This window comes from Streptomyces sp. SID10853, from assembly GCF_010548145.1.
Lineage (GTDB): Bacteria > Actinomycetota > Actinomycetes > Streptomycetales > Streptomycetaceae > Streptomyces.
Genome location: NZ_JAAGLN010000026.1, coordinates 1 through 20,933 on the forward strand (window position 1 = coordinate 1; position 20,933 = coordinate 20,933).

The following is a 20,933-nucleotide window of genomic DNA, read 5'->3' on the forward strand; positions in this document are numbered from 1 at the left end:
GCGGGACCTGCCCGGCCGTCGCCCGGTGCGGGCGGCGGCCGGGGCGCGGTCGCCGCCGCGCGCCGTTCACCAGTTGCGGAGCGACTCGCGGAAGATCTGTTCCGCCGCCTCGTTGGTCAACGGGCGTGGCACCACGCTCAGTTGACGGGACTGCTTCATCGTGCCCGAGACGAGTTCGCCGAGCTGGGCCTCGGAGTAGCCGAAGGCGGTGATGCCGTTGGGCATGCCGATGTCGCGGAGGAGTTCGCGCAGTACCCGCGGCAGGGCTTCGGCCCCCTCGTCCGGGTCGACGGGCCGTCCGCCGATCAGCTCGGCGGCCCGCAGATGGCGCTGCGGGTTCGACGGATAGGTGAAGCGGAACGCGGCCATGGCCGTGGAGGCGACGGCCTGGCCGTGCGGCACCATCGGCATCTCCGGGTAGCCCTGGGCGCGGTAGTTCTCGACGGCGCCGGCGATCGGGTAGGCGTTGGCGTGCGGGATGTGGGTGCCCGCGTTGCCGAAGCCCATGCCGGTGACGGCGGAGGCGTACGCCATGCCGTAGCGGGCCGAGAGGTCGTTGCCGTTCATCACGGCCCGGCGCAGATGGGTGCCCACCATTTCCATGGCCTTCTCGCACCACACGTCGCTGATCGGGTTGGCGCCGCAGAACGCGGCGCGTGCCTTGGCGCCGGGGAAGGCGGGCCGCGCGTCGAAGGAGAGCGCGGTGTAGCTCTCGGCCGCGTGCGTCAGGACGTCCATGCCGCTGGCCGCGGTGACGGCCGCCGGTACGGTCATGCTGGTCAGCGGGTCGACGACGGCGAGCGCCGGGCGCAGCCGCGGATGGCTGATACCCGCTTTGAGGCGCAGGTCCAGGAGGTCGACCACACAGATGGTGGTGGCTTCCGATCCGGTGCCGGATGTGGTGGGCACTGCGACCAGGGGCTTCACCGGCAGCTCGGGGACCTTGCCGCCGCCGATGGGCGGGGCGATGTAGTCCATGAGCGTGCCGGGCTGGGTGGTGAGCAGGTTGACCGCCTTCGCGGTGTCCATGGCGGAGCCGCCGCCGACCGCTATGTAGCCGTCCCAGGAACCTGACCTGGCGAAGTCGACGGCTTCGCCGATGCTCACGTCCGTCGGCTCGACGGCGACACCGTCGAAGATCCGTACGTCGAGGCCGGCGGCCTTCACCGCGTGGGCGACCCGGTCGGGGACGCCGGTCGCGGCGACACCCGGGTCGGTGATGATCAGGGCGTTGGTCACGCCGAGTGCCTGCAGGTCCTCGCCGATCTCGGCGATGGCGCCGAGCCCGAACTTCAGCGGGGGCGCGGCCCAGGTGAAGACGGACTCGGTGGGGTTCTCGAAGCTGGGCATCAAGTCTCCTGGCTGGTGGGGGCGTTCCGGCGGGGTGCGGCGGGCCGCTGTCCGCCGGTGGATCCGGGGCCTGGGAAGAGTTTTGGAATGACATCCACATTGTGGAGTGCCGTCACGCTAGGACGTCTCCGCCCGGCCGGTCAATGCCCATGACAGGAATCGGCTGCGATCCGGCACCTGCTCCGCACTGCGCCCACCGCGCCCGCCTGCCACGGCCGGGGCACCCGCCGCACCGCGCCCGCGGCACCGGTAGGCTGCACGGAAATCGTGGTCAGAGCCGAAAGGACCGACACCAGGTGGCTGCCGGCACTCCCCCCGGACGACGGGACCCGGCCGAACGGTCGGCCAAGACGACTGACGCGCGCGCGGGCACCCAGGCCATCGACCGGGCGATGGCCGTCCTGCGGCTGCTCATCGAGGCGGACGGCGACGTCCAGGTCACGGAGATCATCCAGCGCCTCGGACTGACCCCCGGCACCGCCCACCGGGTGGTGGGTGCGCTGGCCGCCGAGGGGTTCCTCAGCCGCAATCCCGTGACGGACGGTTACTACCTGGGCAGCACGGCCATCCTGCTGGGGCAAGCCGCCCAGCGCGCCCTCGGCACCGACCGGGCCCTCCCCCTCCTGCGGCAGCTCAACGCCGAGACCAACGAGTCGGTGAACCTCGCGGTGCGGGACGGCGAGGAGTCCGTCGTCGTGATGCGTGTCCCCTCACCGCTGCCGCTCCGCTTCGAGCAGCACCCGGGCGCCCACTTCCCCCTGTACTCCACCGCGTCGGGCAAGGCGCTGATGAGCTTCGCGGAGAACCCGGGCGAGTATCTCGCCTCGCTCCCTCCCGAACTGCGCGCCGTCACACCGCACACCATCGGGACCCCGGAGCGGTTCGCCGATGAACTGGAGCGGACCCGTGAGCGCGGGTACAGCATCGACAACGAGGAGAACGTCGAGGGCGTACGCTGCATCGGCGCCCCGGTGCTGGACGCCCAAGGCTTCGCGCACGCCGCCGTGGTGGTCCAGGTGCCTTCGGTCCGGCTGCCGGACTCCCGGATCCGTGAACTGGCCCCGCGCGTCGTGGAGATCGCCGCCGAGGTGGCCCGGGTCGTCCCGTCCGACCGCACCATGCGGCCCACCCGGGGCACGTACTGAGTCCGGCCCAGGACCGCCCCGTGCAACCTCGTCGCAACGTTGCCCGGAGTTGACTGGGCCGGGCCCGGCCGGGCCCCGAGCCGGCCGGGCGGCAATCACTGGCCGAGTGACAACCGGGAGAGTGCGATGTCCGACGCCCCGCGAGTGGAGTTCACCCCCGCCGCCGCCGATCTGATCCGTCAACTGACCACCGCCCACGGCCCGCTGATGTTCCATCAGTCCGGCGGCTGCTGCGACGGCAGCGCCCCCATGTGCTACCAGGCCGGGGAGTTCCGCACCGGAGGCTCGGACGTCCTCCTCGCGTCACTCGTCGTGGACGGCGTGGCCGGACCTGTCCCGTTCTGGATCTCGGCGAGCCAGCAGGAGGTGTGGGCACACACCCGGCTGGTGCTCGACGTCGTGGAGGGACGCGGCAGCGGCTTCTCACTGGAGGCCCCGGAAGGCGTCAGGTTCCTGATCAGGTCCCGGCTGCTCTGAGGGGCGCACCCGGTCCGCGCATCCGGTCCGCGTTCCCGGTCGCCCCGGCCCCGGCCCCGGCCCCGGCCCCGGTCGTATGCTGCCGGTCATGATGACGTTGGAGCGGCTGCGGGCCGGGCATGCGGAGGCCCTGCTGGCCTTCGAACGGGAGAACCGGGCGTACTTCACACGGTTCATATCGGACCGCGGGGACGCGTACTTCGCCGGCTTCGCCGACGAGCTGCGCGACCGGCTCGCCGAACAGGACGCCGGGGTGTGCCACTTCCATGTCGTCGTGGACGACGACGGCGAACTGGCCGGCCGCGTCAATCTCGTGGACGTCACGGACGGGACAGCCGTACTCGGCTACCGGATCGGCGAGCGCGCCGCGGGCCGCGGTACGGCGACGGCCGCCGTCGAAGAGGTGTGCCGCCTCGCTGCCGGTGCGTACGGGCTCTCCGCGCTCACCGCGGTCGTCACCCTCGACAATCCGGCGTCGGCGGCCGTGCTCCGGCACAACGGGTTCAGCGCGGTGGCGGACGCCAGAATCGGTGAACGCCCCGCCATCCGCTACCTGCGCCGCCTCACACCGGGCGGGGCCCAGGGGACAGCAGTCAGGGCTTGATGTTCGCGACCATGTCCGCGGTGCCCGTGACACCTTGCTGGATGGTCGGGGCGAGGCTGGTGCTGGCCAGCGTGAAGCCGAGAAGAGCGCAGACGATCGCATGCGAGAGCTTGAGTCCGCCGCCGCGAAGGAAGATCGCCGCGAGGACCACGAGCAGCAGCACAAGTGAGATCGAAATGGCCATGGTCGTCCTCCTCCGCCACACCGGGTATGCGGCATTCGGCCGTAAGTGTGGCGGAGGAGACCCCGGTTTCGGGCGTAAGACCTGTACGCCGTACGGGTGTTGACTCGCTGTAATGGTCGGGCTTCCGCTACTCGGGCCCCGGCAGGTCGACCAGGAGCGCCAGCGCCTCCCGGTGCGCCCCCGCCGAACCGAAGGCCACCGCATCGGACTTGGCACGCTTGAGGTAGAGATGCGCGGGGTGCTCCCACGTCATCCCGATACCGCCGTGCAGTTGGATGCACTCCTCGGCGGCGTGCACGGCGACGCGGCTGCAGTACGCCTGTGCGACCGAGACGGCGAGGGCCTTCTCGGAGCTGCCGGTGGCGAGCGCGTCGGCCGCGTTACGGGCCGCGGCACGGGCCGAGACGATCTCCAGCCAGAGCTGTGCCATCCGGTGCTTGAGCGCCTGGAATCCGCCGACGGGCCGGTTGAACTGATGGCGTTCACGCGTGTACCGGACGGTCTCCTCCAGACACCATTCGGCGAGCCCCAGCTGTTCCGACGCGAGCAGCCCGGCCCCGGCGAGCAGCCCCAGATCCAGCGCGGCCCGTGCGTCCTGCGCACCGGCGAGCAGAGTGCCCTGCGCCCCGTCGAGGGTGACGGCGGCCAGCGGGCGGGTGAGGTCGAGCGGGACCAGCGGCTCCACGGTGACTCCGGGGTCCCTGGCGCCGACCGCGTACAGCCCGTCCTCGGTGGGGACGAGCAGCACCTGAGCCGCCGCCGCGTCGGCGACCCCGCTCACCGTGCCGGACAGGCCGGGGAGCAGGGGTACGGAGCCCGGTTCGGTGGTCAGCGGCACGGCGAGGACCGCGACACACTCCCCCGAGGCGAGCGTGGCCAGCAGTTCGGCGGCCGCCTCATTGCGCGCCCCCAGCCCGCCGAGCACCTCGGTCGCCACCACCGAGCTGGTCAGATACGGCGCCGGGGCGACGCTGCGCCCCAGCTCCTCGAGCACCACCGCCGCCTCCCGGTGCGTGGCGCCCTGGCCGCCGAGCTTCTCGGGTACGAGCAGTCCCGCCAGCCCCATGTCCGAGGCCAGGGCGGGCCACAGCCGCAGGTCGCCGGGGGTGCCGGCCTCCACCGCGGCCAGCAGCTCCGGTGCGCCGCAGCGGTCGGTGAGCAGCGAGCGGACGGCGGAGCGCAGGTCGTCCTCGGTCCCGGAGTACAGGAGGTCGGTCATCGGGCCAGGTCCTTCCAGGCGGCGTCCTTGTCGTTGCGCGGCTCCGAAGGCAGCCCGAGCACCCGCTCGGCGACGATGTTGAGCAGCACCTCGCTGGTGCCTCCCTCGATGGAGTTCCCCTTGGAGCGCAAGTAGCGGTAACCGGCGTCGCGGCCGGTGAAGTCGACCAGTTCGGGGCGGCGCATGGTCCAGTCCCCGTACAACAGCCCCTCCTCAGCGAGGAGTTCGACTTCGAGACCGCTGATCTCCTGGTTGAGGCGGGCGAAGGTCAGCTTCATCCCTGAGCCCTCGGGACCCGGGTGTCCTGCGACGAGCTGCTGGCGCAGCCGTTCCCCGGTGAGGCGGGCGACCTCGGCCTCCACCCAGAGGGAGAGGAGGCGCTGGTGCAGGTCGTGCGTGCGCAGTCCGGGGCGCTCGCGCCAGGTCCTGACGACGGGGCCGATCATGCCGCCCTCGCGCGGGAGACGGGAGCCGCCGATGGAGACCCGCTCGTTCATGAGGGTGGTCTGGGCGACCTTCCAGCCGTCGCCCACCGGACCGAGCCGGTGCGCGTCGGGGATGCGTACATCCGTCAGGAACACCTCGTTGAACTCGGCCTCGCCGGTGATCTGGCGCAGTGGCCGCACCTCGACGCCCGGGTCGGTCATGTCGCAGACGAAGTAGGTGATCCCCCGGTGCTTGGGCACGTCGGGGTCGGTACGCGCGATGAGGATGGCCCAGCGGGCCAGATGGGCGCTGGACGTCCAGACCTTCTGCCCGGTGACGATCCAGTCATCGCCGTCGCGCACCGCGCGGGTCGCCAGCGCGGCGAGGTCGGATCCGGCGCCGGGTTCGCTGAAGAGCTGGCACCACACCTCGTCCCCGACCCAGAGGGGGCGCAGGAAGCGGCGCTTCTGCTCGTCCGTGCCGTAGCGCAGGATCGTCGGCGCTGCCATACCGAGGCCGATGCCGATCCGGCGCGGGTCGTTGTCGGGCGCCCCGGCGGCCTCCAGCTCGGCGTCCACGACGGGCTGCAGCGAGCGCGGTACGCCGAGGCCGCCGAGGCCGGCCGGGTAGTGCACCCAGGCGAGCCCGGCGTCGAACCGGGCGCGCAGGAAGTCGGTGCGGGCGGTGGACTCCGGCGGGTGCGCCGCGAGCAGTTCGCGGGTGCGCGCCCGCAGCGCCTCGGCGTCGAGCTGTGGTGCGGTGTCCGGGGGTGTGCTGTTCCCGGTCATCGGGCGGCCCCTTCCGGGACGATCACGACGCGGCCGGTGGTGATGCCGTCGGCGACCCGCTGGACCGCGGCCGCCGCGTCCTTGAGCGCGACGCGCTCGGAGACCAGCGGTTTGACGGTGCCGTCGGCGGCCAGCGCGGTCAGCTCCGCATGGCAGCGGCCGATCGACGCGGGGTCCTTCTGCGCGTACAGGCCCCAGTGCAGGCCCATGATCGTGTAGTTCTTCACCAGTGCGTGGTTGAGGGCGGCGGTCGGGATGACGCCGCTGGCGAACCCGACGACGACGATCCGGCCCTCGAAGGCCACGCACTTGACGGACTTGGCGTACGCGTCGCCGCCGACCGGGTCGTAGACGACGTCCGCGCCCTTGCCGCCGGTGAACTCCTTGACCTTGGCGATGAGGTCGTCGGCGCGGCGGTCGATGACCAGATCGCACCCCAGCTCTTCGGCGATACGGGCCTTCTCCGGGCCGCCGACCACCCCGATGACCCGGGCTCCGGCCGCCTTGCCCAGCTGCACGGCGGCGCTGCCGACGCCGCCCGCCGCCGCGTGCACCAGAAGCGTCTCGCCGCTCCGCAGATGTGCCCGGCGGTGCAGGCCGAACCAGCCTGTCTGGTAGCCGATGTGCAGGGCTGCCGCCTCGGCGTCGTCCAGCGCGGGAGGTGCCGGGAGTACGGCGGCCTCGTCGACGACGACGTACTCGGCGAAACCGCCGTGCGGGAGTGCCGGGTTGGCGATCACCCTGCGTCCGTCGGGGGTCTCGCCGCAGATCTCCACGCCCGGCGTGAAGGGCAGTGGCGGGCGCACCTGGTACTGGCCCCGGCAGAGCAGCGCATCGGGGAAGTTGATGTTGGCGGCCAGGACCTTCAGCTTGAGCTGTCCCGGGCCTGCCTGCGGCTCCGCCACCTCGTCGAGGCGCATGACCGCGCCGGGCTCGCCGTTCTCGTGCACTTGCCATGCCTGCATCGGGGGCCTCCATCAGCTGGGCTGTACTGCGCTCAGCGCATACTAAGCGGTCGCTTGCCGCGCTGTGAACCGTCCCCGCCGACCGGTTCCGCACCGCCGGATCTCTCCTCCCGTACCCCGGGATCTCTCCTCCCGTACCCCCGGGGCTCCGCTTCCGCACCCCCGGATCTCTGCTTCCGCACCCCCCGGGGGCTCCGCTGCGGGCCGGGGCGGCGCCGGTCAGCCGGCCGATTCCTCCGGGAGCGGGGCGCCGGACCGCGCCGGGCGCGAGCTGCGCCACGCCGTCGCCGGCAGGGGTGTGCGGCCACGGTGCACGGTCCTGCTGACCACGATCATGAGTACGAAGTTGAGCACCCCGCTGATCAGGCCGATGTTGACGCCGTACGTGTCGACGTGCCCGTAGTAGAGCCCCAGCGCCAGGACCGTACCGCCGATCAGGCCGGCCGACACGCCCACGGCCCGGATACCGCGCATGAAGAAGACGGCCATGGTGCCGGGCACGAGCTGCACGCCGACGTAGTAGAGCAGGTTGAGGATCGTCACCAGCAGGGTCGGCGAGGTGTAGAGGGTCAGCAGGATCGACAGGCAGAAGAACAGCATGATCCCGGTGCGGACCCAGAACCGCTGCCGCCGCTCGGGCATGTCCGGTACGACGTTGCGGCTGATGAGGCCGCCGAGGCTGAGACCGCCGAAGGCCAGGACGAAGATCGCTGACACGAACGCGGCTCCGGCGACGAGTCCGACCAGCCAGGGCGGCAGGATCCGCATGGCGGTGACGATGAAGACGCTGTTCGGGTCCTTCACATGCGGCAGCCTGTCGACGGCGAAGTATGTCGCGATGATCAGGAACGGGTACATCAGCATGTAGAGCGGGAACCAGACGTACTGCTTCTTCAGCGCCCGCTCCGATTTCGCGGTGAAGGCGTGCGTGCCGGCCGTCTGGGAGCCGGTGCCGCCCGCGGGCACCATCTGCGCGATGATCGTGGTCAGCGTGAACAGAAACGCCGACGGAGGGACGGAGTCGGCGACGAAGGCCGGGCGCTGTACGGCCGTCGAAGCGGCGGCGTCGAAGATGTCGCCCACCCCGCCGGTGCTGACGAGGATGGCCGCCACCGCGACCACGAAGATCGCGATCATCATCAGCGCGTCCTTGAGAGGGGCGAGCGTCGCCTGCTGGCGCATCCCGCCGAACACCACGCACAGCAGCGCCAGTACGGAGGCGATGATCAGCGTCAGCGTCGATGAGATGTGGATGCCGGCCCCGGCGATCGCGTAGGACAGCCCGGCGAAGCTGTACTGCGCGCCGAACAGCGCGCCGATGAACGTCACGAAGAAGATGACGATCTCCAGCGTCCGGCTGTCGAAGTGGCGCCGGAACACGTCGGCCTGGGTCATCGCGTCGTAGCGCCGTCCCACCCGGTTCCAGTACGGGGCGAGGAAGTACGCCACCGGCCAGGCCAGCACGATGTACCCCAGGAACCACATCGCGTAGCTGAACCCCTTGGCGTACACGCCGGAGGGAAAGGCGACCAGTGTGCCGATCGTGTAGAACTCACCCGCCGAGATGAAGAACAGCGTCCAGCTGCCGAACGACCGGTTGCCGACCAGCATCTGGTCGAGGGTGACCCGCTTGACGAGAAACGTGCCGATGACGGCGATGAGTACCGCGATCGCGACGATGCCGATGAAGACGGTTGTCTGCATCACCACTCCTCACTGGCGCCGGAACCGGCGTCGGAACCGGTGTCGAACCCGGCGTCGAACTCCTGGTGGACCGGGCCGTCGATGGCGTACCAGCAGATCGCCAGGCACACGGACGTGAACACGAACGAGCTGAAGATCCAGAAATACAGGAAGGGAAATCCGAAGATCTTGACCGAGACGCCACCGAGCAGGAAGGGCGCCACGGCGACGTAGAGGAAGGGAACGACGAGTCCTATGAGGACGCTGAGGGCGGTGCGCTTGCCCGACGGCCGGGCGGTTGGCGACGGCATGGGACACCTTTCATGGGGCTCAGCTCGGGTTTCATGCGGCTCAGCTCAGGGAGACGAGGTGCCGGCTCCGGTCGACTGCACTCAGGTGTGGACGGACTCGCCCCCTCGGTACGGCCCTTGACGGCCTCGGCACGGTGTGCGGCGCACGCACAGGAGCAGCGTCGGCGGGGGCCCGGTCAGCCGAGCAGGACCTCGGCGAGGCGGTCGGACACCGACCGCAGTTCGGCGTCGGCCCTTCCGCCCCCGGCGACGATGATCACCAGACCGCTGGTGTCCGCGTCCCGCCAGTCACCGTCGGTGGTGACCTCCAGCCGTCCGCCGGCGTACTGGACCACCGTGCGGGCCCGCGGGCTGTCGGCGCAGCGGACGACACCCTTGAGCCGGACCACCGACACCGGCAGCTCCCGCAGAGCCGCCAGCAGCGCGCTCCGGTCCACCGGTCCGGCGCCGGTCACCGAGGCGCTGCGATGCACCGTCCCGTGCGCGTCCGGTTCGGCCGCAGCCGGGTCGGCCGAAGCCGGTTTGGCCGAAGCCGGGTCGCCCGGGGCCGGTTCACCCAAATCCAGGTCGACCGGGGCCGGTTCACCCAAGTCCGAGTCTCCCGGGGCCTGTTCACCCATAGCCGGGTTGGCCGGGGCAGCAGGCAGCAGGTCCTTGAGGTGCACGTCACCCCCGGCGGACTCCACCACCCTGGCATCGGCCGCGTGCTCCCGGCAGCGCCGCCGGGCGTCGGCGAGACCCGCCTGCCCGGCCAGGTCCGCCTTGGTCAGCACCACGATGTCCGCCCGGGTCAGCTGCCTGGCCACGGTGTCCCCGACGAACTCGTCACGCAGCAACCGCGCGGCGGCCGTGCTGTCCGCGCAGACCACGGTGGCGCCCGGCGTGAAGCCCGGGTAGTTGCCCCAGGTCCGCAGCGCCGCCGGGTCACCGACACCGCTGGTCTCCACCACCACATGGTCCAGGTCACCACGCCCGGCCAGGCGTGTCATCACCGCGGATGTGTCGTCCTGGAGGCTGCAGCAGATGCAGCCGTTGCTCAGCTCCACGGTGTCATCGGTGGCCGATGTGATCAGCCTGCGGTCGATGTTGACCGCCCCGAAGTCATTGACCACCACCGCGATCCGCGACCCCCCGGCGGCCGCCAGCAGACCGTTGAGCAGGGTCGTCTTGCCCGCTCCCAGATAGCCTCCGATGACCGTCAGCCGCGCGGTCACCTCAGGCCCCGTGGACGGTCGACGCGTGGTGCGCCCCGCCGACGACGGTACCCAGCACGTCGATGTCGCCGATCTCCTCGGCCGGGACCGTCAGCGGGTCGGCGTCCAGCACCGCCAGGTCGGCGAACTTGCCCGGCTCCACCGAGCCGACCTGGTGGTCCATCTTCAGCAGATAGGCACCGCCCAGGGTGACCGCGTTCAGGGCCTGTTCGGCGGTGATGCGCTCATGGACACCCATGACCCGGCCCGACACGGTACGCCGGGTCACCGCATGCTTGACCGTCGCCAGCGGCGACAGCGGCGTGACCGGTGTGTCGCAGTGCAGCGAGAACGGAACGCCGCAACGCAGCGCGGTGGCCGTGGCGTTCATCCGGGCGGCGCGGTCCGGACCGACGGTGACGTCGATGTGCTGGTCCCCCCACGCCCAGATGTGGTTGGCGAAGATGTTGGCGCACATACCCAGCGCCGCCATCCGCTTGTACTGCGCGGGGGTGGTCATCTGCGAGTGGGTGACGGTGTGCCGGTGGTCCGGGCGCGGGTGCGCGACGAGGACCTTCTCCATGGTGTTCAGGAAGAGTTCGGTGGCCTGGTCGCCGTTGCAGTGCACATGCACCAGCAACCCAGCCCGGTGATAGGTGCTCAGCGCGGCCTCGAACTCGGTGGGCGAGACGATCCAGATGCCGTTCGGCCGGTCGCCCAGATAGCCGGGCTCCTGCAGCCGGGCGGTGAAGCCCTGGATCGAGCCGTCGAGCATCAGCTTGACGTGCCCCATACGCAGCTTGCCCGTGCTGCGCTCACGCAGTTCGAGCAGTCTGGCGGCGGCCTCGGCGGGCATCACGCCGCCCTTGCCCGCGCCGAAGTGGAACACCGACAGCCGGGCCGGGAAGTCCTCGGTCACCGCCTCCAGATACGGCGTCATCGTCTCGTCCGCCATCAGCTGCATCGAGCCGAGGTCGGTCACCGTCGTGGTTCCGGTGTTGACGGCGTCCTGGCCGAAGCCGCGGATCGCGTCGGCGGTGATCCCCCCGGTGATGCCGCCGCCGGTCTTCTGCTGCACCAGCGACATGGCCGCCCATTCCCGCAGCTCCCCGGTCGGTGTGCCGTCCGCGTGCTTGACCACGCCCTCCACCTGGGTGGCACGGTCCACCCCGCCGAGCTTGAGCGCGGCCGAATTGACCGCGGCCAGGTGCCCGTTGGCATGCAGGACATGGACCGGCCGTACGGTGGACACGGTGTCGAGCTCCCGCGCCAGCACCGTGTCCCCGGGGTAGTAGATCGGGTCGAGACCCCACGCCAGCAGCGGCACCGCCGGATCGGCCGGCAGCCGCTGCTCGGCGCCGCGCAGCCGCTCCAGGATGTCGGCGACCGTCGCACAGCCCGGCCACCGCCGGCCGTCCGGTGATGTCCGGTCGAAGCGGCCGACGTAGGCGTTCTCCCACATCCCGCCGGAGCCGGCGTGGCTGTGGGCCTCGACGAACCCGGGCAGCAGCACCTTGTCGGCGTAGCGGTCGTCCACCACGGCCCCGGGGAACGCCCGCAGCTCGGCGACGGAGCCGACCGCGCGGATACGGGCGCCGCGCACCGCGACCGCATCGGCCTCCGGCCTCGCCGGATCCATGGTGCGCACTGTCCTGGCCGGATAGATGATGGTCTGCTGCTCGTCCACGGTGCTACCCCTTGGCTTCGTTGTCGGCAGGCTCAGGCGGGCACGCCGCCGATGACCAGCTCCGCACGGTGGCAGGCGGCCCGGCCGGCGCTCCTCACGAAAGACGAGTGATGCGAGTAACTAGCACCGGTAACCTTCCGTCCGGGTGCCTCTTCTGGCCAGATCCAGATCGGCCCCGCCTGACAGGACCAGGCAGCGCTTCCCGAAGGGGGCGCGGTTCAGGGGTCCAGGGGTTCAGCAGTCGGGCAGTTCAGCGGTTCAGCGGGGGAAGAGCTCGAAGGTGACCGCGGGCCTGCCGCCGAACCGCGCGGACGCCGCCGTGGCGTTCCCGGTCAGGAACGTACGGCAGTACGTCTCGGGGTCATCGTCGGTCAACGCCTCGATATAGGTGCGGTGTTCGAGCAGGGAACGCACCGAACGCTCCAGCCCACCGGTCACGTCCACCGCGTGCGTCGGCTCGGATGAACCGGCCACCGCCACCCAGCGCACGCCGTCCCACGGCTGGAGCCCGCGCGCGGCGAGCTCGGGGAAGATCCAGCGGTTTCCCGCGTCGCCCGCCGCGTCGAGCACGGCCCGCCCGACCGCCGTGTGGTCCGGCGTGTTCCAGGCGGTGCCGCCCCAGGTGTCCCGGTGGTTGAGCGTGATGACCAGCTCGGGCCGGTACCTGCGGATGGCGGCCGCGATGTCCCTGCGCAGTCCGGGACCGTACTCGATCACTCCGTCGTGGTGGTCAAGGAACTCGACCGACCCCACGCCGACCACCGCCGCGCTCGCCCGCTGCTCGCGCTCGCGCAGCGGACCGCACCGGGCGGGCTCGATGGTGTCGATGCCCGCCTCACCCCGGGTGGCGAGGAGGTACGAGATCTCCCGGCCCTCGTCCGTCCACACCGCGACGGCGGCGGCGCAGCCGTACTCCAGGTCGTCCGGGTGGGCGACGACCGCGAGCGCGCGCTCCCACTGGGCGGGCATGGGTTCCAGCTGCTCGGTCATAACCGCATGATCGCCCACCCGGTCGCCGGGGGCAACGGCTCAGACCTCGCCCCGGACCAGTGCGAGCAGCCGGTCGAGCACCCGCGGCCCGCCGGCCCTGAGCCCGTCGTGCTCGAACTCGTCGGTGACCCAGGTGCGCAGGCCCCGGATGGACCGTGCGGTGCGCAGGGCCTGTTCCGTGTCGACGTACATGTCGTCGTGGTAGACGGCTGCGGCGACCGGCACCTCGTTCGCCGCGAGCCGGGCCGTGTCGTACAGCCGGGGCCAGTCCGTACGGGCGGCCAGCAGCTCCGCGGTCTCGCGCAGCGGGCGCAGCGCCGGGTCCACATCGAAGTGCCAGGGGTGCACGGACTCGCCGGTGAAGGGCAGCGGGGCGTCGCCTGCGAGCGCCGTGTCGGCGTCGAAGGCGGGGAATTCGGCGCGCACCCGCTCCGCCGACCAGTCGGTGGGGCGGCTGTCCTGGCCGTAGATCGCCTCGTGGACCAGCGCGTACAGCGGGTGCGCGGCGAAGGACAGGGCGGCGTGCACCCTCTCCTGGAAGGAGTCGGACAGCTGCGGGCCCTGCGGGGTGTCGACGAACGCGTCCTCCAGGAGGTAGTGCAGCGCGTGGCTGCCGTCCCCGCCGCCCAGTGCGATGCCCAGGGACTGGAAGGCTTCGACGGTGAGGGTGTAGCCGCTGTTCAGCACCGGCCGGTCGGCGCGCAGGAAGGCGGCGATGCGGCGGGCGTTGGCCACGTCCTGCGGGTAGCGGGCGTAGTGCGCGGCCGTCTTGCGGGCGATCCGCGGGTAGGCGGCCCGGTAGACGTCGTCGGCGTGCCCGTCGAGCGTGGGGAGACCGCCGGTGATCAGGGCGGCGGCAAGGCCCTCCGGGGCTGCGGACAGATAGCGGACGGCGCAGAACCCGCCGAAGCTCTGGCCGAGTACGGTCCACGGGGCGCCGCCGGTGAGCCGGGGGCGGATGAGTTCGCAGTCCCGGACGATGGAGTCGCTGCGGAAGTGCGCCAGATAGCCGGCCTGCTCGGCGGGACCGCCGCGCAGCGGAAGCGTCTGGCGGTTGACGGGCGTGGACGCTCCGGTGCCGCGCTGGTCGAGCAGCAGCACCCGGAACTCCCGCACGGCGCGGCCCAGCCATGCCTGCTTCCCGTGGAACCGGTTCGCACCGAACCCGGGGCCGCCCTGGAGGTAGACCAGCCAGGGCAGACCGGCGTCCGTCTTGTCGGAGGCGACGACCTCGCGGGCGTACAGCTCGATCTGCTCCCCGTCCGGCCTGGTGTGGTCCAGCGGGACCTGGAACCGGTGGTCGGTGAGGGTGAGGCCGGGCTGGTGATAGCGGGTCATCGGTGCTCCTGATCGGACGTACGGCACCTTCATGATCCCCCATACCCGCCGGGCCGGTCCGGCCGGTGGGCCCCAGCGCTCCGGGTACGGGGCCGGGCCGGCGGGTGGCCCCCAGCGGTCCGGACACATCGGCCATGGGCCCCGAGCCGCCCGGGGCAGGCCGGCCAGTGGCCATCAGCCTTTCGGGGCCGTCCGGCCCGTGGGCACCACGGGTCCCGGGGCCGGTGCGGCCGGTGGCCCGGACACGCTCCGGCCCCGGTCAGCCGCCGACCTCCACCAGTTCCGGGCCGCCGAGACCGGCCAGTGCCCGCAGGTCGGGCAGCAGCCGCCCGGTGGCGAGCGCCCAGTGGTGCCCGACGCCGCTCGCGCTCCAGGTGTCGGTCCACTCCCCCGGGTCCACTCCGAAGTCGACCCGGGACGTGGTGTTGCCGATCTTCAGCCGCGGGCCGCCGACGACCTCACCCTCGGCGGCGACGATCCGGTAGCGGCCGTCGCGGGTCTGCCCGAGCCCGACCAGGGTGACCGGGCCGTGCCTGACGTCGAACTCCACGGAGACCCCCCAGCCGCGCTTGCCGTGGAACACCCCGAGGCCGCGCAGTAGCGGGCGGCCGTCACTGATGGCGAGATGGCCCGGGCCGTCGTGGCCCATCTCGACCACACCCGCCCGGAAGTCGAGCGCCTGGAGTTCGGTGAAGGAGCCGCCGGCACCGAGCCGGTCGGCGATCAGCATGGCGAGCGATGTGCGCAGTTCGTACTCGCCGCAGACCGGCACCCCCCGTGCGGTCAGCAGCGAGGCGCCCAGGATCAGCCCGGCGCCCAGCCGTTCGTGGATGTCGCCGTCGAGGCCCCGGTGGTAGTACGCGAGCGAGTCCAGGTCGAAGTCGGCGACGAGCCGGTCGAGACCGGCGGACACCCTGGCCGCCCACGCCAGGTCGTCGGGCGCGACGGAGCCGTCGATCTCGAAGAGCCGCCGGGCCTCCGCCAGCCTCGCCTCCACCGCGGCGTCGTCCGCCTGCTCGACCCTGACCCGCAGATCGTCGGTCTCCAGCACCTCGACATGCCCGCCGAGGCTGCCCGGCACCATGGTGAGGTCGGTGGACACGTCGTACATCCCCGGATAGAGGTGCCCGAGCAGCCCGTGCCGGCCGTGCCGCAGCACGGCCCGCACCCCGGCCGCCCGGACCCAGCGGCCGATCCGCTCCCAGGCCCGGTCGTCCTCCAGATGACCCGAGACCGAGCGGAACTCGACGCCCACCCGCGCGAAGGTGTTGGCCATCTCCGGCAGCGGACAGGCACCGCAGTACGCCAGCCAGTCCCCGGTGCCGAAGGTGTCGTGGTCCATCACCTCGGTGGGCTGGAGATTGACGAGCAGAACGGGAGCGCCGCTGCGCTGCGCCACCGGGACCAGCATGGTGGCGGTGAGATACGTCGCGACGAAGCAGACGATGAGGTCGCAGCCCGCGGTGCGCAGCCGCTCCGCCGCATCGGCGCCCTCCTGGGCGTCGGAGATGAACCCGGCGTCCACCACATCGGCGTCGAGCCCGCCGAGCCGCTCCGCCACCCTGGCCGCGGAGCGGCGCAGCCGCGGGAGCAGCTCAGGGAACTGCGGCCAGTAGGCGCCGAGTCCGCCCGCCACAAGTCCGACCTTGGTCCTGCGGGCGACGGCGGGTGTGCGTGCGCTCATGGTGTCCAGTGCTCCCGTCCTGTCAACGGCTCAGAGGCCGAGCCGGTGGCTCAGAAGTTGAACCGGTCGATGTTGGACTTGTCGAAGACGGTGGGCGGTCCGAGGATGACCTCGCCGTCCTTGCCCACGGTGTAGTCGCCCAGATCGCCGGCCTTGAACTTCTCGCCCTCGGCCCCGGTGATCTGCCCGGAGGCGAGCGCGGCCGCCGCGTACGAGGCGAGCTTGCCGAGCTTCTTGGGGTCCCAGAGCGCGAACTGTGCGACGGTGCCGTCCTTGACGTACTTGCGCATCTGGTTGGGCGTGCCCAGGCCGTTCACGACGACCTTGCCCTTGTACGAGGAGGCGCTGATGTAGCGGGCGGCCGCGGCGATGCCGACCGTCGTGGGCGAGATGATGCCCTTCAGCTTCGGGTACGCCTTGAGCAGCCCCTGTGTCTCCTGGAAGGATTTCTGGTCGTCGTCGTCCCCGTAGGCGACCTTCACCAGCTTCATGTTCTTGTACGCCGGTTTCTTCAGCTCGTCCTTCATGTACGAGATCCAGGTGTTCTGGTTCGTCGCGTTCTGGGTGGCCGAGAGGATCGCGATCTGGCCCTTGTAGTGCAGCTGTTGGGCGATGTGCTGGATCTGGGTGCGGCCGATCTGTTCGGAACTGGCCTGGTTGATGAAGATCTGCCGGCAGTCCTTGGCGGTGTCCGAGTCGTACGCCACGACCTTGATGTTCTGCTTCATGGCCTGCTTGAGCGGGCCGCACACCGCGTTGGGGTCGTTGGCCGCGATGAGGATGGCGTTCTGCCGCTGCTGGGTCAGGGTGTTGATGTACGAGACCTGCGAGGACGCCTTGGCGTCGGACGGGCCGACCTCCTTCCCGCTGGACGCGAACTCCTTGGCGGCGGCGATTCCCGCGTTGTCGACGATCTGCTCGTACGGGTTGTTGATCTGCTTCGGCAGGAAGGCCAGCTTGAGCCCCTTCTTCAACGGGGCGTCCGGGTTGGCCTTCTGGCCGCTCGCGGCCGGCTTGTCGTCGTTCTTCACCGAGTCCTTGGTGGTTCCCGAGCAGCCCGCGAGAGCGAGGGAGCAGACCACGGCGGTGACGGCGAGCGCGCGGGTGCGCGGGGGCGTGCTGCGGAGTTTCATGACGTGGAGGGCCTCTCGATTCGGGTCTGGTCGGGGGGTCGGTCGGAGGTGGCGCGCCGTGCGGAGACCGCGCTGATGACGCGCGGGGTGAGGACGGACGCGATGAGCAGCAGGCCGGTGACGATCACCTGGACCTCGTTGGACACATCGTTGAGAGTGAGCAGATTGCCGAGCAGCCCGATCAGCAGGACCCCGGCGACCGCGCCGCCGAGTGTGCCCTTCCCGCCGTCGAAGTCGACTCCGCCGAGCAGGACCGACGCGATGACGGTGAGTTCGAGGCCGATGCCGTTGTCGGCGCGGGCGCTTCCGTAGCGCAGTGTGTAGACGATCCCCGCGAAGGAGGCGACGAGTCCGGACACCGCGAACAGCGCGATCTTGACGCGCTTGACGCGGATGCCCGCGAAGTACGCCGCGTCCTCCTGGGCGCCGATGGCGAAGAGCGATCGCCCGAAGCCGGTGCAGTGCAGCACCACGGCGGTGATCACGGCGAGCACGATGAACAGGGCGACCGGATACGGCACGAAGGTGCCGGGCACCGTCCTGGTGTAGGCGGCCCACTTCGCGTACGCGTCGGGGAAGTCGGCGACGGCCTTGTCGCCGAGGACCACCGACGCCAGACCCCGGTAGAGGGTGAGCGTCCCGATGGTCACGGCCAGCGAGGGCAGTCCGATCCGGGTGACCAGCCAGCCGTTCAGTACGCCGCCCGCCGCGCCCACCAGCAGACAGACGGGCACGATCAGTTCGAAGGTCCAGCCCGCGTCCCAGAGGGCCCCGGCCAGTGCGCTGGAGAGCCCGAGCATCGACGCCACCGAGAGGTCGACCTGTCCGGCGACGACCAGCAGCGTCATCGGCAGGGCGATCAGGGCGATCTCAGCGGTGTCGTCGAGCGCGGCGGAGAGGTTGGAGGTGTCGGCGAAGCCGTCGGTGCTGCCCGCGCCCGCGAGGAAGACGGCGACCAGGAGCACGGTGACGACGGTGTCCCAGCGCACGTACTTGGTGAGAGTGGTCATCGCCTGCTCCTCTTCCGCAGGGCACTGGTGGTGCGTACCTGCACGATGCGGTCGGTGGTGATGGCCGCCAGCAGCAGCACGCCGGTGATGGCCTGCTGCCAGAACGAGTCGACCTTCAGCACGACCAGGGCGCTGCCGATGGTGGTGAGCAGCAGCGCACCGAGCGCCGCTCCCCAGACCGCGCCGGTGCCGCCGGTGATGGCGACACCGCCGACGACGACGGCGCTGACCACGGTCAGTTCCCAGCCGTTGGCCGCGTCCGCGACGACGGTGCCGAAGCGTGCCAGCCAGAGCGCTCCGGCGAATCCGGCGACCGCGCCGGAGAAGGCGTACGCGCCGAGGATCCTGCGGCGGACCGGGATGCCCGCGAGGCGGGCGGCCTCGGGGCTGGACCCGATGGCGTACAGCTCGCGCCCGCTGCGGTAGCTCCGCAGGTAGTACGCGGTCCCGGCGAGGACGGCTGCGGAGATCAGCGGCAGATAGGGGATGCCGAGGACGCTGCCGGTACCGAGCGAGAGCACCCCGTCGGGGACGTTGACGGCGTTGATCTGCTCACCGTGCGCCCAGGCGTGGTCGAGGCCCTGGACGACGTACAGCATGCCGAGTGTGACGACCAGGGCCGGGACCCGTCCGAAGCTGACGAGCGCTCCGCTGACCAGCCCGCAGACGACACCGAGGCCGAGCCCCAGCAGGACGACGGTGAGAGCGCTGTGGTCGGTGCCGGACACGAAGTGGCCGCAGGCGAAGGCCGTCAGACCGGTGACCGAGCCGACCGACAGGTCGATGTTGCGGGTGATGACGACGACGGACTGGCCGACCGCGAGCAGCACCAGGATCGAGGAGTTGAGCAGCAGGTCCTTGATGCCCTGGTCGTCGAGGAAACCGTGGTTGGTGAGCCAGGTGCAGAGGATGAGCAGCACCAGCGCGCCGCCGATGCTCAGTTCGCGGGCCCGGAAGACGGTGTCGAGCAGCGAGCGCGCTGAGTCCGGTGCGGGCAGGGGTTTGTCGAGAGTGGTGGTCATGCCGCCGCGTCCTCCTCGGTACTGCCGCGTCCCGCCGCGGCGGCCATCACCGACTCCTCGGTGGCGCCGGTACGGGGTATCTCGGCCACCAGCCGCCCTTCGCGCATGACGAGCACCCGGTCCGCCATGCCCAGGACCTCCGGCAGATCGGACGAGACCATCAGCACGGCGAGCCCTTCGGCCGCGAGCCCGGAGAGCAGCCGGTGGACCTCGGCCTTGGTGCCCACGTCGATACCGCGGGTGGGTTCGTCGACGATGAGGACGCCGGGCTCGGTGGCGAGCCACTTGGCGAGGACGACCTTCTGCTGGTTGCCCCCGGAGAGCACCCCGACGCTGTCGCCGAGCCTGCCGTACTTGAGCTGGAGCCGCACCGCCCAGTCCGCGGCCCGTGCGGTCTCCAGCGTCCGGCGGATCAGCCCCGCGCGGCCGAGGCTGCCGAGTCCGGTGAGGCCGATGTTGCGTTCGATCGACATCTCCATGACGAGGCCACGCTGGCGCCGGTCCTCGGGGACCAGGGCGATCCCGGCGTCCATCGCCGCTGTGGGCGAACCGGGGGGCAGCTTACGGCCGTTCACGGTCACCTCGCCCGCGTCCGCCCGGTCGACGCCGAAGACGGCCTGGACGACCTCGCTGCGCCCGGCGCCGACGAGCCCGGCGAGTGCGACGATCTCGCCGCGGCGTACGTCGAAGCTGATGTCCCGGAAGACGCCCTCGCGGGTCAGTCTGCTGACGGACAGGGCGGTCTCGCCCAGCGCGGCCGGCTGCTTGGGGTAGAGCTCGCCCAGGTCACGGCCCACCATCCGGCGTACGAGGTCGTCCTCGGTCAGCTCTTCGAGGAGTTCGGTGGCGACCAGCCGTCCGTCGCGCAGGATGGTGACGCGCCGGCAGAGCCGGAACATCTCCTCAAGCCGGTGCGAGATGAAGAGCACCGCGGCACCTTCGCCGCGCAGCGCCTCCACCACGGAGAAGAGCCTGGCCGCCTCGCTGCCGGTGAGAGCGGCGGTCGGTTCGTCCATGATCAGGACGCGGGCGTCGAAGGAGAGCGCCTTGGCGATCTCGACGATCTGCTGGTCCGCGATGGACAGTCCGCGTGCGGGCCGCTCGGGGTCCAGCGCCACGCCGAGTCTGCGCATCAGCGCTGCGGTCGCCTCCAGCACGGCCCTGCGGTCGATGCGGCGCAGCGACCGGCGCGGCTGACGGCCCATGAAGATGTTCTCGGCGATGGACAGGTCGGGGAAGAGCGTCGGTTCCTGGTAGATGACGGCGACTCCCGCGTCGCGTGCGCCGGCCGGTCCGTGGAACTCGGCGGGTTCGCCGTCCAGCAGGATCCGGCCGGAGTCCGGCCTGTGCACACCGGCGAGGGTCTTGATGAGGGTGGACTTGCCGGCCCCGTTCTCGCCCGCGAGAGCGTGGGCCTCACCGGCGAACAGATGCAGGGAGACGTCCTGGAGGGCCCGAACCGCGCCGAAGGACTTGGAGACGTCCTCCAGCGCGAGCACGGGAGCGGGGCCCGCGCCCGGGTCGGACTGGGTCATGGAAGCTCCTCGGTGGCTGAGGGCGTACGCCTCGGACACATGAAAGGTTTCAACTCGATTGCACGGAAGCTAGGGGCGCCGTTCGCCCCACGTCAATGGGCGTGCAGCAGAAAATTTCGCCGCGCCTGACACCTCGGGGCGCCCGTTGAATCCGCCCTGGACAAACAGCCGCGCCCTGGCGATAATGAA

19 protein-coding genes are annotated in these 20,933 nt (G+C 71.1%); 3 read left to right on the top strand and 16 right to left on the bottom strand.

What is annotated here, in order from left to right:
* Nucleotides 1–66: 66 nt before the first annotated feature.
* Complete coding sequence (locus tag G3I19_RS08040) at nt 67–1,350, bottom strand: hydroxyacid-oxoacid transhydrogenase (protein WP_164261234.1); 1,284 nt, start codon at nt 1,348–1,350, stop codon at nt 67–69.
* A 296-nt stretch (nt 1,351–1,646) separates the two neighbouring features.
* Between G3I19_RS08040 and G3I19_RS08045 the strand changes: the two genes are divergently transcribed.
* From G3I19_RS08045 to G3I19_RS08055, 3 genes are all read left to right on the top strand, one after another.
* Nucleotides 1,647–2,495, top strand: coding sequence for an IclR family transcriptional regulator (locus tag G3I19_RS08045; RefSeq protein WP_343235022.1), 849 nt, complete (start codon nt 1,647–1,649; stop codon nt 2,493–2,495).
* A 126-nt stretch (nt 2,496–2,621) separates the two neighbouring features.
* The gene (locus tag G3I19_RS08050) at nt 2,622–2,972 is read left to right on the top strand and encodes a DUF779 domain-containing protein (protein WP_164261236.1); all 351 of its coding nucleotides are present in this window, start codon (nt 2,622–2,624) and stop codon (nt 2,970–2,972) included.
* An 88-nt stretch (nt 2,973–3,060) separates the two neighbouring features.
* Nucleotides 3,061–3,576, top strand: a complete 516-nt coding sequence (locus G3I19_RS08055) for a GNAT family N-acetyltransferase (protein ID WP_164261239.1) — start codon at nt 3,061–3,063, stop codon at nt 3,574–3,576.
* Here G3I19_RS08055 and G3I19_RS08060 read toward each other — a convergent pair.
* The 15 genes from G3I19_RS08060 to G3I19_RS08130 form a co-directional block, all read right to left on the bottom strand.
* Nucleotides 3,566–3,760 (bottom strand): hypothetical protein, encoded by a 195-nt coding sequence (locus G3I19_RS08060; RefSeq protein ID WP_164261242.1) that lies wholly within the window; start codon nt 3,758–3,760, stop codon nt 3,566–3,568. The two genes, G3I19_RS08055 and G3I19_RS08060, sit on opposite strands and share 11 nt — an antisense overlap.
* Before the next feature lie 127 nt (nt 3,761–3,887).
* Nucleotides 3,888–4,979: an acyl-CoA dehydrogenase family protein gene (locus G3I19_RS08065; protein WP_164261245.1), complete on the bottom strand. Its 1,092-nt coding sequence runs from the start codon at nt 4,977–4,979 to the stop codon at nt 3,888–3,890.
* Nucleotides 4,976–6,193, bottom strand: coding sequence for an acyl-CoA dehydrogenase family protein (locus G3I19_RS08070; protein ID WP_203599318.1), 1,218 nt, complete (start codon nt 6,191–6,193; stop codon nt 4,976–4,978). Before G3I19_RS08070 ends, G3I19_RS08065 begins: the two co-directional genes overlap by 4 nt.
* A complete protein-coding gene (locus tag G3I19_RS08075) occupies nt 6,190–7,158 on the bottom strand; it encodes an NADPH:quinone oxidoreductase family protein (RefSeq protein ID WP_164261248.1) in 969 nt (322 codons plus the stop codon). Before G3I19_RS08075 ends, G3I19_RS08070 begins: the two co-directional genes overlap by 4 nt.
* 219 nt (nt 7,159–7,377) lie before the next feature.
* Nucleotides 7,378–8,862, bottom strand: a complete 1,485-nt coding sequence (locus tag G3I19_RS08080) for a sodium:solute symporter family protein (protein WP_164261252.1) — start codon at nt 8,860–8,862, stop codon at nt 7,378–7,380.
* The gene (locus tag G3I19_RS08085) at nt 8,862–9,152 is read right to left on the bottom strand and encodes a DUF3311 domain-containing protein (RefSeq protein ID WP_164261255.1); all 291 of its coding nucleotides are present in this window, start codon (nt 9,150–9,152) and stop codon (nt 8,862–8,864) included. The genes G3I19_RS08080 and G3I19_RS08085 overlap by 1 nt, the downstream gene beginning before the upstream one ends.
* Nucleotides 9,153–9,328: 176 nt before the next feature.
* Entirely contained in the window at nt 9,329–10,366 is a 1,038-nt protein-coding gene (locus G3I19_RS08090; protein ID WP_164261257.1) for a GTP-binding protein, read from the bottom strand.
* Nucleotide 10,367: 1 nt separating this feature from the next.
* Nucleotides 10,368–12,032 (bottom strand): amidohydrolase, encoded by a 1,665-nt coding sequence (locus tag G3I19_RS08095; protein WP_203599319.1) that lies wholly within the window; start codon nt 12,030–12,032, stop codon nt 10,368–10,370.
* A 258-nt stretch (nt 12,033–12,290) separates the two neighbouring features.
* On the bottom strand, nt 12,291–13,022 hold the full coding sequence (locus G3I19_RS08100; RefSeq protein WP_164261259.1) for a PIG-L deacetylase family protein: 732 nt from the start codon (nt 13,020–13,022) through the stop codon (nt 12,291–12,293).
* Nucleotides 13,023–13,061: 39 nt separating this feature from the next.
* A complete protein-coding gene (locus G3I19_RS08105) occupies nt 13,062–14,360 on the bottom strand; it encodes an alpha/beta fold hydrolase (protein ID WP_164261262.1) in 1,299 nt (432 codons plus the stop codon).
* A 259-nt stretch (nt 14,361–14,619) separates the two neighbouring features.
* Entirely contained in the window at nt 14,620–16,044 is a 1,425-nt protein-coding gene (locus G3I19_RS08110) for an L-fucose/L-arabinose isomerase family protein (RefSeq protein ID WP_164261265.1), read from the bottom strand.
* Nucleotides 16,045–16,094: 50 nt separating this feature from the next.
* Nucleotides 16,095–17,177, bottom strand: coding sequence for a rhamnose ABC transporter substrate-binding protein (rhaS, locus tag G3I19_RS08115; RefSeq protein ID WP_164261269.1), 1,083 nt, complete (start codon nt 17,175–17,177; stop codon nt 16,095–16,097).
* The gene (locus tag G3I19_RS08120; protein WP_164261271.1) at nt 17,174–18,187 is read right to left on the bottom strand and encodes an ABC transporter permease; all 1,014 of its coding nucleotides are present in this window, start codon (nt 18,185–18,187) and stop codon (nt 17,174–17,176) included. The genes rhaS and G3I19_RS08120 overlap by 4 nt, the downstream gene beginning before the upstream one ends.
* Nucleotides 18,184–19,209, bottom strand: a complete 1,026-nt coding sequence (locus tag G3I19_RS08125; protein ID WP_164261275.1) for an ABC transporter permease — start codon at nt 19,207–19,209, stop codon at nt 18,184–18,186. Before G3I19_RS08125 ends, G3I19_RS08120 begins: the two co-directional genes overlap by 4 nt.
* Nucleotides 19,206–20,744: a sugar ABC transporter ATP-binding protein gene (locus G3I19_RS08130; RefSeq protein ID WP_164261278.1), complete on the bottom strand. Its 1,539-nt coding sequence runs from the start codon at nt 20,742–20,744 to the stop codon at nt 19,206–19,208. Before G3I19_RS08130 ends, G3I19_RS08125 begins: the two co-directional genes overlap by 4 nt.
* Nucleotides 20,745–20,933: the final 189 nt, after the last annotated feature.